A 19,392-nucleotide genomic window follows, 5' to 3' on the forward strand; every position below is an offset into this window, starting at 1 on the left:
CTTTCAGCATCAATACTTCCGATGGCTTACGTTTTACAATGACAGTTCCATTATCACCAGTGTATTGTGTCTCAACGTTAGCAACTTGCTTAGTAATGCTATCATCAACGTATTTCTTATTCGCTACATCACCAGCTTCTGTTGGTGCAGCAACATTAGTGATTTTCTTATCACCCATGTTGATTCCATTATCTTTGTTAATGGTTATCGGTCCAACATTAATGTTGTCAAATAATACGTCTTTCTTCGTTGCAACTTTGATTCCACCATTTTCATTCGTCAAGGTGATGTTATCGCCTGTAATGAAGTTCGCTGTATTATTAGTCTTCGTCAATGTTTTCACTGCATTACCATCAATTTGTGTGACAACTTCTTGTTTTGCATCATCAGCAAGAGAGATGGTGATATCTCTATCGTTGCGGGCAAGGGTGATGTTTTTACCGGCTTTGAAGGTAACAGTGTCATCTGCACCGACTTTGGTAGCATCTTTGGTTGAATTATCCGCTAATTTTCCACCATCGGCAGCCGCTTGGATTTTCCAGCCTTTTTGTAAATTAGTGATAGCTCCAGTATTAGTAGAGATGTTAGTTGTATTGCCTGCTATTGCTGTTTCGTTAGCTTTAACTTGATCTTTCAAGTCTTTGGTTGAAATTGTATAGGTTCCATCATCAGCTAAAGTAACTTTTGTGCCTTCTTCACCTTTAAGTGTAATTGCTTTTTCAGTAGTAGGCGTGTATTCAACTTTTTGGTTTCCGCCATCTACTTTGAAAGTTAGTTTTTGCAATTCAGAAGTGTTAACTTTGTTATTTAAAGCAGTCTCTAATTTATCTGTTTTAATTACTACATTGTTTGTATTACTATCTGAATCAGTTTCAATGTATTTGCCATCCCCATTAATCGCTATTACGTTATTTGAGTTATTCAACATTACTGCAGACCCACTATCACCATTCACTTGAATAGCTGACAAAGCATTGGCACTACCGCTTGTTGATTTAGAAGTGATGGTATATGTATTTGTATTTGGATCATAATCAACCCAAGTAGTTCCCGCCCCTGTCAAAGTAACTTTATTCCCGAATTTCACTAAGCTACTTTTGTTTTTTGAATTTGTCGCAGTTGAACTAATACTCCCAGAATTATCTCCATTAGCGAATGTAATACCACCATTTTCCAGCACACTAAAAAGTTGTGAACCGTTGATGGCATCGGTGGAGGTGGATGAAATCGCGCCCGGTGCAACGTTAACGATTTGACGTTCTTTGCCATTATCACCGACACTCGCTACACCCGTAGCAGTGCCTGCGAAACTGGTGTAATCGATGTTATTTTTCCTAAGGTTTGGAACGTTTTTGTACGCTTTATCTTTTGCACCATAGCCCAGCACCACGCTGTTGGCATTGGTCGCTTCTGCCGTACTGCCCAAAACCGCACTTTTATTTGCACCAGTGGCTTTTGAAGCATAACCAATCGCAACGGCATCAGTTGAGGTTTGAATATTAGAAGTAGAGCCAATAGCAATTGAATGATTGGTTACCACTTTATTATCAGAATTACCAACTTTTGCACCTTGCCCAGCTGCTCCGTTGCCTCCAATCGCAATTGAGCCCTCACCATAACTTAAGACATTTGCTCCAATACCAATACCACCGACACTACCAACACCATTCCATTTACCAATTCCAACAGAGTTCTCAGCATTTTTATTATTGGGATTACAACCATCTTGAAAACTTCCAGAAATTGCTTCAAGTCTCTTCATCTCAGCTGTGTTGTTAGCCGCCTTAGCTTGTTTGTAGGCTTCAGAATCTTTCATTGAAATAATGCTAATATTGTCGCAGGCTGCCATCGCAGGCATTGATGCGCCAACACCGATCGCCATCAATAGCGCAGCAACAATAGGGCGAATGAAGAAAGTATGATATATGCAGCTAGTCCTTGTCTCTGAAGAACTACTTTTGCCTTTGGCGATTTCGGGCACAGCCACCCAAGTGCCTAGGGATTCGTTATATTGTGTTTTATAAATTTTGTTCATTTTGAACCTATTTTGTTCTTAAAAATAAATGAATAAGATAATGTATAAAAGCAGTTATCAAACCCCAAAAGAAAATCCCTATGTTTTACAAACAAGTAGAGATTTCTTTTTTTAAAAAACTAATTGTTTATCAAAAATTATTGATAATTTAAATCATATTAAGCTCAATCTTAGCGCGTAAGCTCATCATTTCCATCCGCCATGGCGGATCCCATTCCATGTGGACAGCGCAATTTTCTACGCCATCAACTTTTTCAACAGCTTCTTTTACCCAATCAGGCATTACACCAGCAACAGGGCAACCAGGGGCTGTTAAAGTCATATGAATATTTGCCTCACCGGTGCGCTTATCATATTTAATATCATAAATTAACCCAAGCTCATAAATATCAACTGGAATTTCAGGATCATAAACCGTTTTAAGCTGTTCGATAATATCGCGTTCTACTGGTGATAAGGTTGGGTCATCTAAATCTTTTTGAAAAGGGACTTCATCTAATTCCATAATTATTCTCTTTTATCATTCTGTTTTGGCTTGGGTATTACCATTGAGTGCTGCTTCTAATGTATGCCATGCCAACGTTGCACATTTTACACGCGCAGGATAATCACGCACGCCTGCCAAAACTTTTAATTTTCCAACACTATCAGGAATAGCATCTTGTGTAGTGGCAATATGGTGAAACTGCTGATAAAGTGCTTCAAATTCAGCAATAGTTTTACCTTTTGCTAACTCAGTCATAAGCGAAGCACTGGCTTTGGAAATCGCACACCCATCGCCGATAAAGCTCACATCTGCTATCAAGTCATTTTCAACTTTTACAAAGATTTTTAAATTATCTCCGCATAGCGGATTATGTCCCGTTGCATGGTGTGTACAAGGCTCGAGTGCATGAAAATTACGCGGCTTTTTACTATGGTCAAGAATGACTTCTTGATAAAGATTCTGTAGAGGATTCATAAATATTTTCTTTTAATACAATAAAATGATTAGATATTTTCACTCGCTTAAGATAGTTCATCTCAAATAAACTAAAAAATTTCAAGCAAATAATGCTTGAACACGCTTTGCTGACTGCACGAGCTGCTCAACATCCTGCGCATTATTGTAAGCCGCAAAAGAAGCACGAATCGTTGCTGGCACACCAAAACGTTGCATCACTGGTTCGGCACAATGATGTCCTACACGCACTGCTACACCACAACTATCCATAATCGTGCCAGCATCATGTGGATGCACACCATCAATCACAAAAGAAATCACTGCTGCTTTTTCGCGTGCATTACCAATAATTCGTATACCGCCTAATGCCAATAACTCACGCTCTGCCTGTGCTCGTAAGAGATTTTCCCAAAGTGCAATATCCACTTTCGCTCGCCAATGACTAAACCATTCTAGAGCGGCACCTAAACCAATCACTTCCACAATTGGCGGTGTACCTGCTTCAAATTTTATTGGTGGTGGTGCATATTGTGTTTTTTCAAAACTCACTGACAAAATCATATCGCCACCGGTTTGATATGGTGACATTTTTTCTAGCCACTCATAGCGACCATATAATATGCCCACCGCAGTTGGTCCATAAATCTTATGTCCCGAAAAAACATAAAAATCACAATTTAATGCCTGCACATCTACAGGCAAATGCGCAACCGCCTGCGCACCATCAATAATTGTTACCGCACCTTGTGCTTTAGCGCACTGAATTAAATTCGCTATAGGGTTAATCGTACCAAGCGCATTAGAAACGTGCGCGCAAGAAAAAATTTTCACACCGTCCAATAGCGCGTCAAAATCTTCTAAAATCAACTCACCATTATCATCCATCGGCACAACTACTAATTCCGCACCAAAACGCTGACACGCTACTTGCCACGGCACGATATTCGCATGATGCTCCATTGCAGTAATTAGCACCTTATCTCCACGCTGCAATACCACTTCACTCAACGAAGATGCCAATAAATTCAGTGCATCTGTTGTACCTTTGGTAAATACGATTTCTTCAGCACGCGCCGCACCGATAAAATCTGCGACTTGCGCACGCACACGGTCATATTGCAAAGTTAATTGCTGTGACAAATAATGCACGCCACGATGAATATTACTGTAATCCTGCGCCATGCAATGACTCATTGCATCAATGACCACTTGCGGTTTTTGCGTACTCGCCGCATTATCCAAATAAGCCAACCGTTGTCCGTGAATTGTGCGCTTAAAGATAGGAAAATCCTCATTGAGTATCGCACTCATTCTTGCTCTCCCTGCATCACGCTAATAATGGCTTCATTAAACTGCGCTGTCATTTCTTCATCTTCGAGAATCGTTGCTTCTTGCAAGAAGCCTAGCGTTAACATTTTCTGCGCTTCTTCCAAGCCAATACCGCGACTTTGCAAATAAAATACCGCTTCCGCATCTAAAAAACCAACTGTTGAACCATGCGCACATTGCACATCATCAGCATAAATTTCCAAACGTGGTACAGAATGCGATTTCGCCGACTTATCCAATAAAATATAGCGACTATCCTGACGAGCATCTGTTTTCTGCGCTCCATACGCTACATAAATTAGTCCATCAAAAATTCCTTGCGCTTGCTCACGCAACACGCCACGTACAACTTGCTGACTAGTACAATTCTCTGCCAAATGCCGAACTTGCACATGAAAATCGGCAACTTCCTCGCCAGCAGTCATCTGCACACCGCCAAACTTAAAATGTGCATCTTCTGCTTGCAACTCTGCAACTACATCCAAGCGCGCCAGTACACTCGAATGCAAAGCGGCGTTTACATTTGCCTCACTGCCTCTTGCTTGCAATACGCGCCATTCCATTACCTGCGCACTTGCTGCTTCACCACTTGCCCAACATACCGCATCAAGCGCCGCATTTTCTGCAAGCTCAAATTCTATCAGTGAAACCTGAGCGCCATTTGCAACAGCAGCTACGTCCATCCATAAGCATAACCGCGCATCTTTGCCTAATCGCACACGCACACGAGAGAACTGCATATCACGCTGACGTTGACTAATATTGAGCGCCTCAACCTGTGTACTTGCAAAATTTTCCGGCACATCAATCACAAGCGTTTCATTCAGCAAACTTACATTCAATGCTGCAAATGGCGCTTGATTAAAGGCTTGCCATTCATGCGCATCTTCAACCAGATTTTCTGCCAACTCATCCGCCAACATTGACTGATAATCCGCGCCAGTCATTCGCCATTTCTTACTGCGTAACGCCTTTAACGGCGTCCAACGCCAATCTTCCGCTTTTGAAAGCACAGGATAATTTTGTATAGCTTCCGCTGCTTGCGCATTAAAAATTGTGGCTTGCTCCAATAATCCTGCTAAAAAATTATCCGCCATGATTACCCCCGTGCAGCGCCAGCATCTTCACGATAATCCGCATATCCTCGTGCTTCTAACTCCAGTGCCAATTCCTTACCGCCACTTTCCACAATCTCGCCATTCACCAACACATGCACATAATCTGGCACAATATATTCCAACAAGCGCTGATAATGCGTAATCACCAAAAACGAACGACCTGCATCCCGTAGCGCATTCACCCCATCAGCGACCACACGCAACGCATCAATATCCAAACCAGAATCTGTTTCATCTAAAATTGCTAATTTGGGTTCTAATACCGCCATTTGCAAAATCTCATTGCGCTTTTTCTCACCGCCAGAAAAACCCACATTCACTGGACGACTTAAAAACGACTCTGGCATCTTTACCGTTTTCATGCGCGCTTGTAACAATTCGTAAAACTCCATCGCATCGACTTCTGGCTTGCCTTCATAAGCCCGCTTGGCATTTAACGCTGATTTTAGGAAATACATATTCGATACGCCAGGAATTTCTACAGGATACTGAAATGCCAAAAATACCCCCGCGCGAGCACGGTCTTCCGGATCCATTTCTAGCAAATCTTCACCTTGATAAATCACGCCGCCTTCCGTAACCGAATATCCCTCACGACCAGCTAATACATTCGCTAATGTTGATTTACCCGAACCATTCGGCCCCATAATCGCGTGCACTTCACCTGCACCAATTTTTAAATCAATTCCATTGAGAATTTGTTTATTCTCTTCCTCAATCTCAACGTGTAAATTTTTAATTTCTAACATAATACTCTCAATATTTTAAAAAAATTTATTTCTTCTCTTTAATAACGTAAATTGCAATGGCATTTTAAGAAAAGAATTGAATATACAAAAACAGAATTACTGAAACTAACCCGAACCCTATAACCAAAGGAAACAATGACCACAGCCCATCTTTACGACCACTTTCACCATGAATTTTCCTACGCAAAAACAACATCATCCCAATCAGCGGCATCCATAAAATCATCCAATAAAAGAAAAAAATATTTACCAACCATACAATAAGAAAAGCGATAAAATTACTATCAGGAATGGGATAAGCCGCAAACTCAGTCCACCAAAAATAAAAAAGTAAATATCCGCTTGAAAATAATCCTAATCGTAAAGCCCAAGATAAACGACAAACGAAAAATAAAAGCAAAGGAAAGCCAAGCAACACCACATAATAAAGCATTGTCATTTCGCGTCTATGCGGAAGATATTGGCAACATAATCCTCTTGCTTGTTGTGCCGTCCACCAAACATAAGGAATAAGCGCTAAGGCGGATAAAACATAAATGAACAACTCTGCTTGTAGCGATGACTGTGCTTTCAAATCATGATAACGCGCTTTAATGCTTGCAACGACTTTATCTGTTAATTTTTTCATCTCACTTCCTCTTTCTAGTACCCAAAGGTCATCATAAAAAGGAAAAATGAAGAAACTGTGAAGACTGTGTGAAGTTTTCACGTAAGGCGATATGTTTTTAGCAGCACAAAGCAACATAACCTTTTCTCTAAAGCAGAAGTGGTTTTATCATGATGCTTAATTAACCTACACTACCCTCTAACTTCAACTCAATCAACCGCTGTGCTTCTACCGCAAATTCCATCGGTAATTCTTGGAACACATCTTTACAAAAGCCATTCACAATCAAGCTCACTGCATCTTCTTCTGAAATTCCGCGCTGTAAGCAATAGAAAATTTGGTCTTCACCAATTTTTGCGGTAGTCGCTTCATGTTCGATTTTTGCAGTTGGATTTTGAGTAATCAAATATGGGAAAGTATGCGCCCCACAATCTGAACCAATCAACAAAGAATCACATTGCGAGAAATTTCGCGCATTATCTGCTTCGGGTAAAATTCTTACCAATCCACGATAAGCATTCTGCGCTTTTCCTAAAGAAATGCCCTTAGAAATAATCGTTGATTTGGTATTTTTACCAATATGAATCATTTTTGAACCTGTATCAGCTTGTTGGAAATCGCGAGTCAATGCGACTGAATAGAACTCCCCAACAGAACCTTCCCCACGCAATACACAACTTGGATATTTCCACGTAATTGCCGAACCTGTTTCGACTTGTGTCCAGCTGATTTTACTACGCGCCCCTTGGCATAAGCCGCGTTTGGTAACAAAGTTATAAATGCCACCTTTACCTTCTTTATCACCAGGATACCAGTTTTGTACAGTAGAATATTTCACTTGCGCATCTTCATGGGCATAAATTTCCACTACTGCCGCATGTAACTGGTTTTCATCGCGTTGTGGTGCGGTACAACCTTCTAAATAAGAAACGTAACTTCCTTTATCCGCCACAATTAAAGTCCGCTCAAATTGTCCTGTATTCGCCGCATTGATACGAAAATACGTTGACAATTCCATTGGGCAACGCACACCTTCTGGAATATAGCAGAATGAGCCATCGGTAAAGACCGCCGCATTGAGTGCAGCAAAATAATTGTCTTTCATCGACACCACACTGCCTAAATATTGGCGCACCAAATCAGGATGCTCTTGCACCGCTTCAGAAAACGAACAGAAAATAATGCCATCTTTAGCTAAACGGTCTTTATAAGAAGTCGCCACCGATACGGAATCAAATACCGCATCAACCGCTACTCCTGCTAACATTTCCCGTTCCTCTAAAGGAATACCGAGCTTTTCATACGTTCGTAACAATTCTGGATCGACTTCATCTAAACTTTTTGGCCCATCTTTTTTAGATTTTGGCGCGCTGTAATAAGAAATCGCCTGATAATCAATCGGCTCAATATTCAGATGTCCCCAATCAGGTTGTTCCATTGTTTGCCATAAACGAAAGGCTTGTAACCGCCAATCTAATAACCATTCTGGTTCATTCTTCATCTTAGAGATATGACGAATAACATCTTCATCTAGACCTGGCGGAAGCGTAACTTGTTCAATATGGATTTCAAAGCCGAACTGATATTCATTTTCGGCAATTTTTTTTAATTCTTCATTTTGACTCATGATATTTCCTTATCAAGCTCGTATGTTTTTTATGGGAACTTGAATTGTTTGATTTTGGGTTCGAACACGTCGTTCATCTCTTTGCATATCTGCTAAGCTTTTTGCGGCTAGCATGGATTGAATATCGTCATTTAATTGCTGCCAAAAAGGGCTAATGGTGCAAAAATCGGCAAATGCACAATTACATTCACCATGAGCACAGTCAACCAATTCTGGCGCTCCCTCCATTGCTTCAACCACTTGCAATGCTGAAATATTTTCGGCTGGTCTTGCTAATGTATAGCCTCCTCGTGAGCCACGAGTAGACGATAAAATATTAAATCGAACCAAACGCTTAAGGACTTTTCCTGTCATTGGTCCTGCAATTCCTGTCATTTCTGCTAACGCTGTGGCGCTTTTTGGGGTATCATCTTCTGCTAGCAATGCGCTAAGCAGCAAAAAGGCATATTCGCTTTCTTTTGTGATGCGAAGCATTGCTTCTCCGATATAGTACAAAATGTGTACTATATACCTCCCCTTTTTTTATCGCAAGCATTTAGCGCGCTTTCCTTTATTACCCTTTTAATAATTCATCAAAAGAGAGTAGTATTTCTGTTGGGATATTAACCGATAAATGCCCTTTGCTTGACGCTGTTGGGCAACCACGTAAAAAGAAATATTCAACATCTGCTAAATGTTTATTTGGCGCATAATTTGGTAAGCGTAAACTTAACCATCTATGTAAAGCAGTTTGATAAATCAATGCCTGCAACCAATAATGATGATCATTCATCGCTTTACTCATATTGGCTTGACTATAATCTTCAGATTCGTCACCCAAATAATTAGATTTATAGTCCAAAATGTAATATTTATCATTATATTGGTAGCAAAGGTCTATTTCACCACGTAAAAAACCAATCAATGTACGATTCTCCAACAGTTGGACATTTTTACCCCATTTCTGTAATAACTGATTAATTGCCACAATATCCAATGGTTTTTCTGAATTAACCGATAGTGAAAAATTCATTTCATGAATTTGCTGCTGAATAGGGATAGTAAATAGCGTAGCACCAGAAATCAGCGTTGATTGACTCACTTCTTTTAACCAATTAGCGGTTTCTTTTAAAGACTGCTCATCTTCTAATAATTCATATAAACCAAATCGTGGTGCATGCCGCTTAATCAAACCTTCCCATCCGTAGGGAAAGTCCGGTGTTGCATCTTCTAAAACTTTATGTAAAAAGCTTCCCGCTCGAACACCTTTAGGAAAACGTAAAGCGATAGGTAGCTCAATAAGACTCTCTAATTCTGTAGGTTCTTCCAATAAACTCATATAATCAGGTAATTCAATATCCACTGCTGAATACATTTGCATTGCTGTTCTAGATAACCCAGTAAAACTGGTTTTCTGCCAACCTTTAAATGTTTGCTTTGGATAAGGAAAAGACTGTATAAATTTAGAATTTGTAGCGCCGACAGGCTCTGGTAATAGAAAATCATCTTGCCTCAGTAAGATTTCTTCTGAAATCTCTGATAAAAATAAATGCTTTTTGGGAAATTGTTCTTCTTTGAACTGAGCCTTTGAATCTTTTTTCATACCCAACTTTTCTAAAGCAATATTGCGAGTTTTCTGACGCAATCCTACGAAAAGCAAGTTGGCTGCCCTTGTAATTGCGACGTATAACAATCTGGCTTGTTCTTCTGATGTTTCTTGTTTTTTTTGCTCTGCTCGATTTCCTTTTGGCGGAATAGTCGAGAGTTTGCGTTCCCCTTCATCCAAATAGGAATAAACTTGTTCAGAATGGTTTGTGGGTTGCCCCATATCTGCCAAAATCACCACAGGCGCTTCTAATCCTTTTGCACCATGAATAGTCATTAACCGAATGGCTGATTTTCCGGGCAATGCTGTTGCGATTGCCCACTGATAAGCAGGCGGCTCAGCAAGTGCCATCTGCCACCATCTTAAAAAATTTTTAGGTTGACGAGATTTACTTTGCTCCGCAATGATTTGTAATAATTGACGCAAATCTAATAAATGTCTATCTCTATCTGGCATTGGCAAGCTGGCTAACCGTTGCCAGACACTTTTCCCATCTAAAGGTAAAGTTAAAAAATATTGCAAAGCAGCTAATAATTGGTTTTTTTCCCACATTTTTGAAGCTTCTGATAACACAATCGTAAGCTTTTCATATGTCAATGCGTCACCATTATTAAGCGAATGATTTTCATGCGCCATTTCCGCTAACTCTTTTACAGTCTTGCCAAAAAATAAGCCACTGAGCAGACGATTTTGTCGACCTCTATTTTGTGGCATTTCCATCGCCAATAAAAGCACCCCAATTTCTTCTGCAATGGGATATTGAAAAATATTTTCATCTGCGGCAAATTCTGCATCAATACCATGATTACGAAGCACAGATTGAAGTTCTGCTAGCTTAGCTCGGGTTCTCATCAAGACTAAAATATTTTCAGGCGCTAACTGAGCAAGCTCACCATTTTTCTGCTCAATAGCATACTGACTTTTAGCGTTTAATAAACTTTTAATTAACGTAACAACTTGATCCGTTTCTCTCTCAGCTTTCTCAACCGAAAACCATTGTATAGGTTGTATAATTTCACTACCATCTGCCAATTTTACGACTGATTGCGCCAGTGGCTGTGCTTGCATTTTTTCATACGCAATATTCTCTCCCAATTGCTGAGACTGTTCATCTGCTAAATAAAGATTATTCACTGCCGAAATCAATGTCGGCGTAGAGCGAAAATTGGTTGTTAAACTAAAAATTTCTTCAGTAGAAAAAAGCGATTTTAAATTCAGATAATTATTAACATCCCCACCACGGAATAAATAAATTGCTTGTTTTGGATCTCCTACTAATAAAAGAAAGGCTTTTGATGGCTTGGTATGCTCATTTAAAAATAAATGTCGTAGTAAATTGGCTTGAGCATGATTTAAATCTTGAGATTCATCTACCAATAATATTGGATAACGGTGGACAATATATTGCGCCAATGCTTGTCCAGCTTCATTAGATAACGCTTGATTCAGTCGATTGAGCTGCGCACTAAAAGTGGTTTGATAGTGTTGCGCTAAATAGTAAGGGTATTTTTTACGCACTGCTTTTAATGCACTATAAGCCATCTGCATCTGAAATAACTTAGCTTTTTCCTCTTCTGTAGGAAATAATTGTCCATATTGTTCAATCAATCTTTGAATAGCAGCTCCCAAACCTTGCTGATTTAGCGCTAGAAAAAGTTGTTTTCCGCTATTATTTACAGCGCTTGCTTTTTCATAAATCGCTACTAAATCTAACAGCGCTTCTTGTAAAACAGAGGATAGAGCTTTTTGATGAGATAAGTGTTCTAAAGCTTGTGCAAGATGAGTAATACCCTGTGTTTTTATGATTGCTAATCGCCCCCTATTGGCTAAATACGGAAAAATAGAGACCAACTCTCGAACAAACTTAGAAAAATCCTCCGTATTATAAGCAGCTAAAGTTTGTTGAATGGTTACTTGCTTTTTTTTATCCTCATCAAGCGCATCTTGAATATTTTCAATCTCCGCTTCAGAAAAATTCATTGTCGCTGCAATGGCTGCGCTATAATTTTCTATTGAAGGGAAGGACTTGAGTTGTAAAATTTCATCAGCATGTTCGTGATAAAATTTTCTAAAATGATTATGTACTAACTCATAAACTGGCTGATTTTCATTTTCTAATAAGGTTAGTTGATTATCGCTACCCGTTTCTAAGGCATATTCACTCAGCCAGCGCTGACACAAACTATCTAATGTTCCAATAAAGATTTCATCAATATCTCGGCTACGACGTTCGACACGTTCAAAAAGAGCAATAAGCGCTGCTAAACCTTTTTGACAGGATTGCAACAAAATATGTCGGTTAATTGCATCTCCTGCTGCTGATTTTAGCGCATCATTATGGTGTTCTTCTACCCAACAATTTAATAAAGCATCCATTCGTATGCCTAATGCCTCATCATCGATGAGTAAATTATTATCTTCCTGATAGGCCTTACCAATTTCTCGAACCAATAACAGAAAAGCATCAAATCTTAGCTGAATTCTTCGTCGCATTTCTGCAGCAGCTTTACGCGTAAAAGTGGTAGCGATAATCTCTCTAGGCAAACGCTCATCTTCGCCATCATCTTCTAATAATAGTCTTAGCAAAATACCTGTTAACGTCCAGGTTTTTCCGGTACCTGCGGAAGCTTCAATAAGTGCTTTTCCAGCGAGCGGTAATTCAATCGCTGGAATATTGGATATTTGAGACATCGGTAATTTCCATTAATTCAGCCAATAAAGCCGTCGCATAACTTCCTCTTGGTAAGATAAATGAAAGCGCTAATGTAGAATCTTCTAGCCATTGCCATTCCATCGCTTGTGGTATCACACAAAATGCTCGCCAAGCAGTTTCCGTATATTGTTTTAAATATTCAATGACTTCTTGATACGGCGATAAAGCTTTATAGCGAATTTGGGCAGCTACGCCAACATCCAAATATTCCCCTTTTCCAGGTAGCCAGCCAGCCGGACTAATATCTCCACTACAAACCCTTTTTGTTATTTCTTCATTGACTTGCTCAATAAAGAAATGACTATTACTACCGCTTAATACCATACAATCCCCTTCAAGCGGTATTTGCCAATTTTGCTCAGCTATTCGCGCTTCTAATTGTGCATTAAAAGCAGCTGAACGTAGAGCAGAAATCACTCTTCCTCTTTCATCTGCTTTTTTAGGTAAACGCTTTTTCTCTACCCATTTCATCGCATGGTTAAGATTATTATGACCAAAACGTTGCGGACCAAACGCATTTGGAAAACCTTGCTCACGAATTTGTTCTAATAATTTCTCTATCTCTATAGAATCGCTATTGATTTCGCGAATAATAATGCTAAAGCGATTTTGCCGATGCGTGCCTACTCTTAATTTTTTGCGTTGTCGATGTTGCTCTAGTATTTTCCAATATTCATCTTGTTTTTGTTCTTGATTGGGTAATATACTCGCATATTTAGCCGGCAAGCATAACCATTGTCGAGTAACTGCATGGCGATCTTTCAGCCCACTATGGCTAATATCTTTTAAAGGGCAACCCGTTAATTCAGACCAACGTCGCTTAACAAAATGCGTATTCATTCCAGATTTCTCTATATAGCACCATAAATGCTCGCCGTCTGGTTCTGAAAACTGTGGGACTAATATTTCTGTAACAAAAAAATCTGAAGGATACGTTTTGATTTTAGCGTTAGACATTTGTGTTATCTACCAACTTAGTTTGGAGAAGCGCCATTTCTTCTAATAAAAAACGACGAAGAGAAAGAATATTTTTTTGCTCCAATGAAGCTAATAATGCCACACATTCTAGATATAATTGTGGCTGTGCTGTTTGTTTACTTTGTTGCTCAAACCACTTTATATCTTCCTGATTTAATTTGTATAAAGGATAACGCTGAGGACGACGTTGCCCACTATCCAACCAAGCTTTTGCCGTTCGGTAAGTAATTTCTGGTAATTGCTCAATATCCATCACAAAACGATCGTGCGTCCGTAAAATACCATTATCTCTTGCCGCGTGTACGCTATTGATCCCATTACTTGCAAATATCAATTTTAGAACCGTATGAATTTGCATACGCGTCATCTCAATAGATAAACGCGGTAGTCTTCTTAGCCATTCAAACCATACACCACCGTAAGGAGGCAATTGATGCTCAACAACTTTTAGTCGCCAAGACACATCTGCACTACAGATAACCCTATCTGCTTGCATCATAATGGCACAACCTTCATCAATTACCTTGCCAGATACGGATAGCATCACTGGATACGGCAACATTCTTAAAGCGAGTATTGCTTTTCGCAGCGCAATTTGCGTTGGTACAAATGCATCCGGATGCGCTAACCTCTCTTGCCATGTTTGTCCGCCACCAAATTGCTTCCCGTGATGATAAAGCATTAACGCACTTTGTGTTTTTCGCGCCAAACTAGTTGCTTCTATTAAATCTTTTAAATAAGCAGCATCCAAAGAAACTAGCTCTTGTTTAGGCTGCCAAATCAATAGGTTATCTTGATAATGATAACATTTACTAAAACCATTCTCCTGAATTAACTCCGCTTGCGCAGTAAAGCTATCTATTTGTTTATCTTTGCTTTGCTTTGATTGTCTTGTTCGTCGCCGCCATAAACTTGAAAGAGAATAGTTAATATCTCCTTTTTCTTTTGCTTCACAAGTACTTTCATAAACCACTGATGGTGAAAATTCTTGGAGCAATTGATAAGGACCTTGCGTCCATTGAAAAGCATGAAGCAAAATATCATCTAATTGAGTACCATTTTTCTCAGCTAATTCACTCACCCGCATCAAAAACTGCCAGAAATTCTGCAAATATGCTTTAACAAATTTCGCCTCTGCCGTTTCTAATGCCAATAAGCTTTGCCAATCTCGAGATTCAAATGCATTCACAAGAGATTCTGGTAGACTCTCTCTTTGCTCAAAAAAAGTAGGTTGATTTTCTTGATAATCGTAAAATCCCCCATTTTTATGACGACCTAAACGTTGAATTTCTATCATAACAACTATTTGGTCAGCCAAGTGTAAAGCCTCTCCAAATGATTGTTTATCTTCTTCAGGTGTTCTCTCGACCATTTTTTGAAAATGATTTAACCCTACTCGATCAAGTACAAAACAAATTCCTTCATGAGTATGCCCCATTATCAAAGCCGTCAATGCTTCCATCATTGCCAATGACAAATTAAATTGCTTGGCATAATAAAAAGCGCTATTAACGGCAAAAACCATTAAACGGTTCGCAATAAAATTTGGCGTATCCAAAACCCTAACTGGGCGTATTCCTAAAGATTGCCTAAAAAACGCTTGTATTCGCTCACTTACTCTATCTTCAGTTCGATCCGTCGCCACTAATTCCACTAAGCGCTGAAGGCGAGGATGAGAAAAAAAGTTTACAGCCATAAATCGCGGACGCATTCCTGCTGGCAAGGCTTTGGCAATGGCTGCGGCACATTCACCCATAGATAAGGATAATACAACAGCATCCTTGGCAAATCCGGGTGCTAATCGCGATAACCAATCCTGTTTATCTGCCAATGAATCCTCGTAACACTCAATAATCAAATCATGGTCTTGTAGTTCAATCCAATGGTCACGATAATTTCTAGGCTCAATAAAAGATGCTGCTTCCATTCCTGTAAAAGGAGATGGGGTTTGCTGAAACAAACTATCTATAGCAGCTTCTGCTGCGGCATCAGGATAATCCTTATCAAAAGGGCGTTCATATAACTTCACGCGATAGCCCGCATTAGCAAACAATGCAGCTATTCTAGCGCCCATCATTGTCGCCCCTAGAATAGCCGGTTGCTGAAAGCGATGAATATTATGATGAATCACGACTGCTTAGACCACCAAGCATCAGGGGTAAAACGTTCACCATATTTTTCTTCTAACTGATTGAGTTGCTCAACAACTTTGCCAAATCCTAAAGATTTCGCATAATACATTGGACCACCACGGAAAGGCGCAAATCCTGTTCCAAATACACAACCAGCATCCAATAAATCAGCATCTTCTACAATCTCATTTCTTAAACACCATGCACAGGCATTTAAATATGCCATGATTAAACGTTGCTGAATTTGATTTTGTGTTTCGCTATCACTATTTGAAGCAGACTTCCGAGGTTTCCCTTTTTCATATACATAAAAGCCCTCTCCAGATTTTTTACCCGATTTTCCGGCATTCACACACTCTGATAGCTCTTTTGCTTGTGCTTCTGGCAAAAAGTCTTTCATCGTTTCTAAAATATGTAAGCAGACATCCAATCCAACATTATCTGCTAACTCTATTGGTCCCATAGGCATCCCAAACGCTTCTGCTGCTTGGTCAATAGCGGCTGCTTCAATGCCTTCTCGATAAAGCAATAATGCTTCATACAAATAAGGGACTAAAACTCTATTTACAAGAAATCCCGGAGAAGATTTAACTGGTAATGGTAGTCGCTTAATCTGATTTACAAACTTTGCTGAACGCTCAATCACTTCTAAAGGTGTATCCGCTTTCTTAACAATTTCTACTAACGGCATTTTGCTAACAGGATTGAAGAAATGAATCCCTACCAATCTTTCCGGTTCAGACAAGCCTTCTGCTATCGTTTCTAATTTTAAGCTAGAGGTATTTGTCGCTAAAATGGCTTTTGTTGAAGCCCGATTCATCAAATCTTGGAAAATCTTTTGCTTAATCTCTAATTTTTCAACCGCTGTTTCAATAATCAAATCTGCTTTATCTACTCCCCATCCATCAATATCAGAGCGCAACCGCATTTTTGCTTCAGCATTATCATCTTTATCACGACATTTTTTATCGAAAAGCTTGTATCCTCGCGCCAATGCCTTATCCAACGTTTCTTGAGACAAATCAGAAAGCGAAGTATAAACACCATTCATCGCAGCCCAAGCAGCAATATCCCCTCCCATGACACCAGCACCAATTACGTGTAAATGCTTAATCGGCTGCGCATCATTTTTACCAAAAGCTTTTAATCGCTCTTGCAAAAAATACAACCGAATTAAACTCTCACTTTGTGAAGTCGCGCGTAATCGTACAAATGAAGAAGTTTCAGCATGCATCATCGTCTGATAACTTCCGCCATGCTCTGCCCATAAGTCAATAATGGCAAATGGCGCAGGATAATGCTCAGGACGAGCTTTTTTAGCCACTTGCTCTCGCATTTTATTAGCGATTAAACGTCGTAAAGCAGATACTGAAAAAACTTTTGATAGCCAATGTGTTCGGCTACGTTTACCTTGTTTACTAAGCTTTTTTGCCGCCTGAACTAACTCATTAGCTTCATTAACACAAGCATCTGCAATGCCTACTTGAACGGCTTTTTTTCCTCTCAATGAGTTTCCTTGCAACATCAGTGGGAGCGCTTTAATCGGAGAAATTAATTGCGGCAACCTTGCTGTTCCGCCAAACCCTGGATGTAACCCCAACTTGACCTCAGGTAAACCTAGAGCAGAGCGTTTAGTTATCACGCGATAATCACAGCAAAGCGCTAATTCCAAGCCCCCGCCTAAGCAAAACCCATCAATCAATGCTACTTTTACAATAGGCAGCGCTTCAAAACGTTCAAATAAGCGCGCAATTCGAGTAATATTTTTAGAAAGCTGCACTGAATCACGACTCTCTCTAATTTCTTCAATGTCTGCGCCCGCGATAAACCCTGACGACTTACCAGATTGCAAAAACAATGCTTGATAATTGCTACTTTTCGTTTCTAACCATTCAACAACATCTTCAAATGCTTCTAATACAGAAGCATTTAATGTATTTGCAGACGCATTTTCTTTATCTAAGATCAGATATAAAACGCTCTCTTCTGCCTTTAATTGCCAATGTTTAAAAGTTGGAAAATCTTGGACATCAGACATATTTACTCCTCAAATTTTATTATTAACAAAATTGCTTAATTATCTCTACTAAAGGCAAACGAATTGCTTCGCTGTCTTGACGACGCTTAAATTCTACTTCCCCATCTGCCAATGTTTTATCAGAAATGACAACTCGAGCAGGAATACCAATTAAATCCATATCCGCAAACATAAATCCAGGACGTTTACCCCTATCATCTAAAACAACTTCAACGCCAGCTGATAACAACTCTTGATAAAGCTGCTCTGCTGCTTGCTTAACCGCTTCAGACTTATGCGCATTAATTGGCAAAATAGCAACCGAAAATGGCGCAATTGCTTCTGGCCAAATAATACCGTTCTCATCATGATTTTGCTCAATTGCAGCAGCAACCACACGAGTCACACCAATACCATAACAGCCCATTAATACCGTTTGTTGACTACCATCTTCCATAGGTACATAAAGCCCCATTGCTTTCGAATATTTCTCTCCTAGCTGGAAAATATGCCCAACTTCAATACCACGTCGGATAGAAAGTTTTCCCTTACCATCTGGAGAAGGATCGCCTGCAACGACATTACGAATATCGGCGGTTTGCCCTAATGGTAAATCACGCTCCCAGTTGACATTAAACAAATGATAGCCATCTTCATTTGCACCGACGACAAAATCTGACACTACAGCAGCCGCGTGATCCACAATAACAGGTACCCCTTTTTCAGCAAGCCCAACAGGACCTAAAGAACCAAAGCCTGCCCCTCCTACTATTGAACGTACTTTTTCCTCTGAAGCCATAGTTAAAGGCGCTGCAACTTCTGGTAAATGTTCTGCTTTAATTGCATTGAGCTCATGATCTCCACGAACCACTAACGCAACAATTCCTTCATCTGCCCCTTCGACCAATAAAGTCTTTAAAGTTTTCTCAATAGGGATATTATGATTTTCAACTAATGCAGCAATTGTTTTTGTATTAGGGGTTTCTCGTTTTTCTAATTCAGCAGTTGGGACAGGACGAGTAACTTCTGGTGGTAAAGCAACTGCCTTTTCAATATTAGCTGCATAATCACTACTATCTGAAAATACCACATCATCTTCGCCTGTTTCTGCTAAGACATGAAATTCATGCGAACCACTACCGCCGATAGAGCCGTTATCTGCCATAACTGCTCGATAATCTAATTGAAGGCGATCAAAAATTCGGCAATAAGCTTCGTACATTTTCTGATACGATGCCTGCATACCTGCTTCATCAGTATCAAAAGAATAAGCATCTTTCATTGTAAATTCACGTCCACGCATCACACCAAAACGCGGACGAATTTCATCCCGAAATTTATTTTGAATTTGATAAACATTAACAGGTAGCTGTTTATAGCTAGATAAATCCCGCTTAATTAAATCCGTCACCACTTCTTCATGCGTTGGACCTAAACAATAATCACGTTTATGGCGATCAACAAATCTCAATAATTCTGGACCATAATCTTTCCAACGACCTGAAGATTGCCATAATTCTGCAGGCTGCACCGATGGCATCAAAACCTCTAAAGCACCC

14 protein-coding genes are annotated in these 19,392 nt (G+C 39.7%); all 14 read right to left on the minus strand.

Going from position 1 to position 19,392, the window contains the following annotated elements:
• Window positions 1-2,035, minus strand: a 2,035-nt coding sequence (locus tag A5N85_RS02375; protein ID WP_211268041.1) for an ESPR-type extended signal peptide-containing protein, incomplete at its 3' end; no start/stop codon positions are given.
• Window positions 2,036-2,183: 148 nt separating this feature from the next.
• A complete protein-coding gene (locus tag A5N85_RS02380) occupies window positions 2,184-2,540 on the minus strand; it encodes an iron-sulfur cluster assembly protein (RefSeq protein WP_072575805.1) in 357 nt (118 codons plus the stop codon).
• Window positions 2,541-2,555: 15 nt separating this feature from the next.
• On the minus strand, window positions 2,556-2,996 hold the full coding sequence (sufU, locus tag A5N85_RS02385) for a Fe-S cluster assembly sulfur transfer protein SufU (RefSeq protein ID WP_072575806.1): 441 nt from the start codon (window positions 2,994-2,996) through the stop codon (window positions 2,556-2,558).
• 81 nt (window positions 2,997-3,077) lie between these two features.
• On the minus strand, window positions 3,078-4,289 hold the full coding sequence (locus tag A5N85_RS02390; RefSeq protein WP_072575807.1) for an aminotransferase class V-fold PLP-dependent enzyme: 1,212 nt from the start codon (window positions 4,287-4,289) through the stop codon (window positions 3,078-3,080).
• On the minus strand, window positions 4,286-5,404 hold the full coding sequence (gene sufD / locus A5N85_RS02395) for a Fe-S cluster assembly protein SufD (RefSeq protein ID WP_072575808.1): 1,119 nt from the start codon (window positions 5,402-5,404) through the stop codon (window positions 4,286-4,288). Before sufD ends, A5N85_RS02390 begins: the two co-directional genes overlap by 4 nt.
• Before the next feature lie 2 nt (window positions 5,405-5,406).
• Window positions 5,407-6,174, minus strand: coding sequence for a Fe-S cluster assembly ATPase SufC (sufC, locus tag A5N85_RS02400; RefSeq protein ID WP_072575809.1), 768 nt, complete (start codon window positions 6,172-6,174; stop codon window positions 5,407-5,409).
• Between the two features lie 64 nt (window positions 6,175-6,238).
• Window positions 6,239-6,802 carry a hypothetical protein gene (locus A5N85_RS02405; RefSeq protein ID WP_072575810.1) on the minus strand — a complete coding sequence of 188 codons (564 nt, stop codon included), beginning with the start codon at window positions 6,800-6,802 and terminating at the stop codon, window positions 6,239-6,241.
• Between the two features lie 160 nt (window positions 6,803-6,962).
• A complete protein-coding gene (sufB, locus tag A5N85_RS02410) occupies window positions 6,963-8,408 on the minus strand; it encodes a Fe-S cluster assembly protein SufB (RefSeq protein ID WP_072575811.1) in 1,446 nt (481 codons plus the stop codon).
• 12 nt (window positions 8,409-8,420) lie between these two features.
• Window positions 8,421-8,882, minus strand: a complete 462-nt coding sequence (locus A5N85_RS02415) for an SUF system Fe-S cluster assembly regulator (RefSeq protein WP_072575812.1) — start codon at window positions 8,880-8,882, stop codon at window positions 8,421-8,423.
• Window positions 8,883-8,961: 79 nt separating this feature from the next.
• Window positions 8,962-12,684: a UvrD-helicase domain-containing protein gene (locus tag A5N85_RS02420; protein ID WP_072575813.1), complete on the minus strand. Its 3,723-nt coding sequence runs from the start codon at window positions 12,682-12,684 to the stop codon at window positions 8,962-8,964.
• Window positions 12,653-13,663: a tRNA pseudouridine(13) synthase TruD gene (gene truD, locus A5N85_RS02425; RefSeq protein WP_072575814.1), complete on the minus strand. Its 1,011-nt coding sequence runs from the start codon at window positions 13,661-13,663 to the stop codon at window positions 12,653-12,655. The genes A5N85_RS02420 and truD overlap by 32 nt, the downstream gene beginning before the upstream one ends.
• Window positions 13,656-15,815: a 3-hydroxyacyl-CoA dehydrogenase NAD-binding domain-containing protein gene (locus A5N85_RS02430; RefSeq protein ID WP_072575815.1), complete on the minus strand. Its 2,160-nt coding sequence runs from the start codon at window positions 15,813-15,815 to the stop codon at window positions 13,656-13,658. The genes truD and A5N85_RS02430 overlap by 8 nt, the downstream gene beginning before the upstream one ends.
• A complete protein-coding gene (locus tag A5N85_RS02435; protein WP_072575816.1) occupies window positions 15,812-17,854 on the minus strand; it encodes a 3-hydroxyacyl-CoA dehydrogenase NAD-binding domain-containing protein in 2,043 nt (680 codons plus the stop codon). Before A5N85_RS02435 ends, A5N85_RS02430 begins: the two co-directional genes overlap by 4 nt.
• Before the next feature lie 22 nt (window positions 17,855-17,876).
• On the minus strand, window positions 17,877-19,392 hold a 1,516-nt coding region (locus A5N85_RS02440; RefSeq protein WP_072575817.1), incomplete at its 5' end, for a proline--tRNA ligase.

The organism is Suttonella ornithocola (assembly GCF_001889065.1).
GTDB classification, from domain to species: Bacteria; Pseudomonadota; Gammaproteobacteria; order Cardiobacteriales; family Cardiobacteriaceae; genus Suttonella_A; species Suttonella_A ornithocola.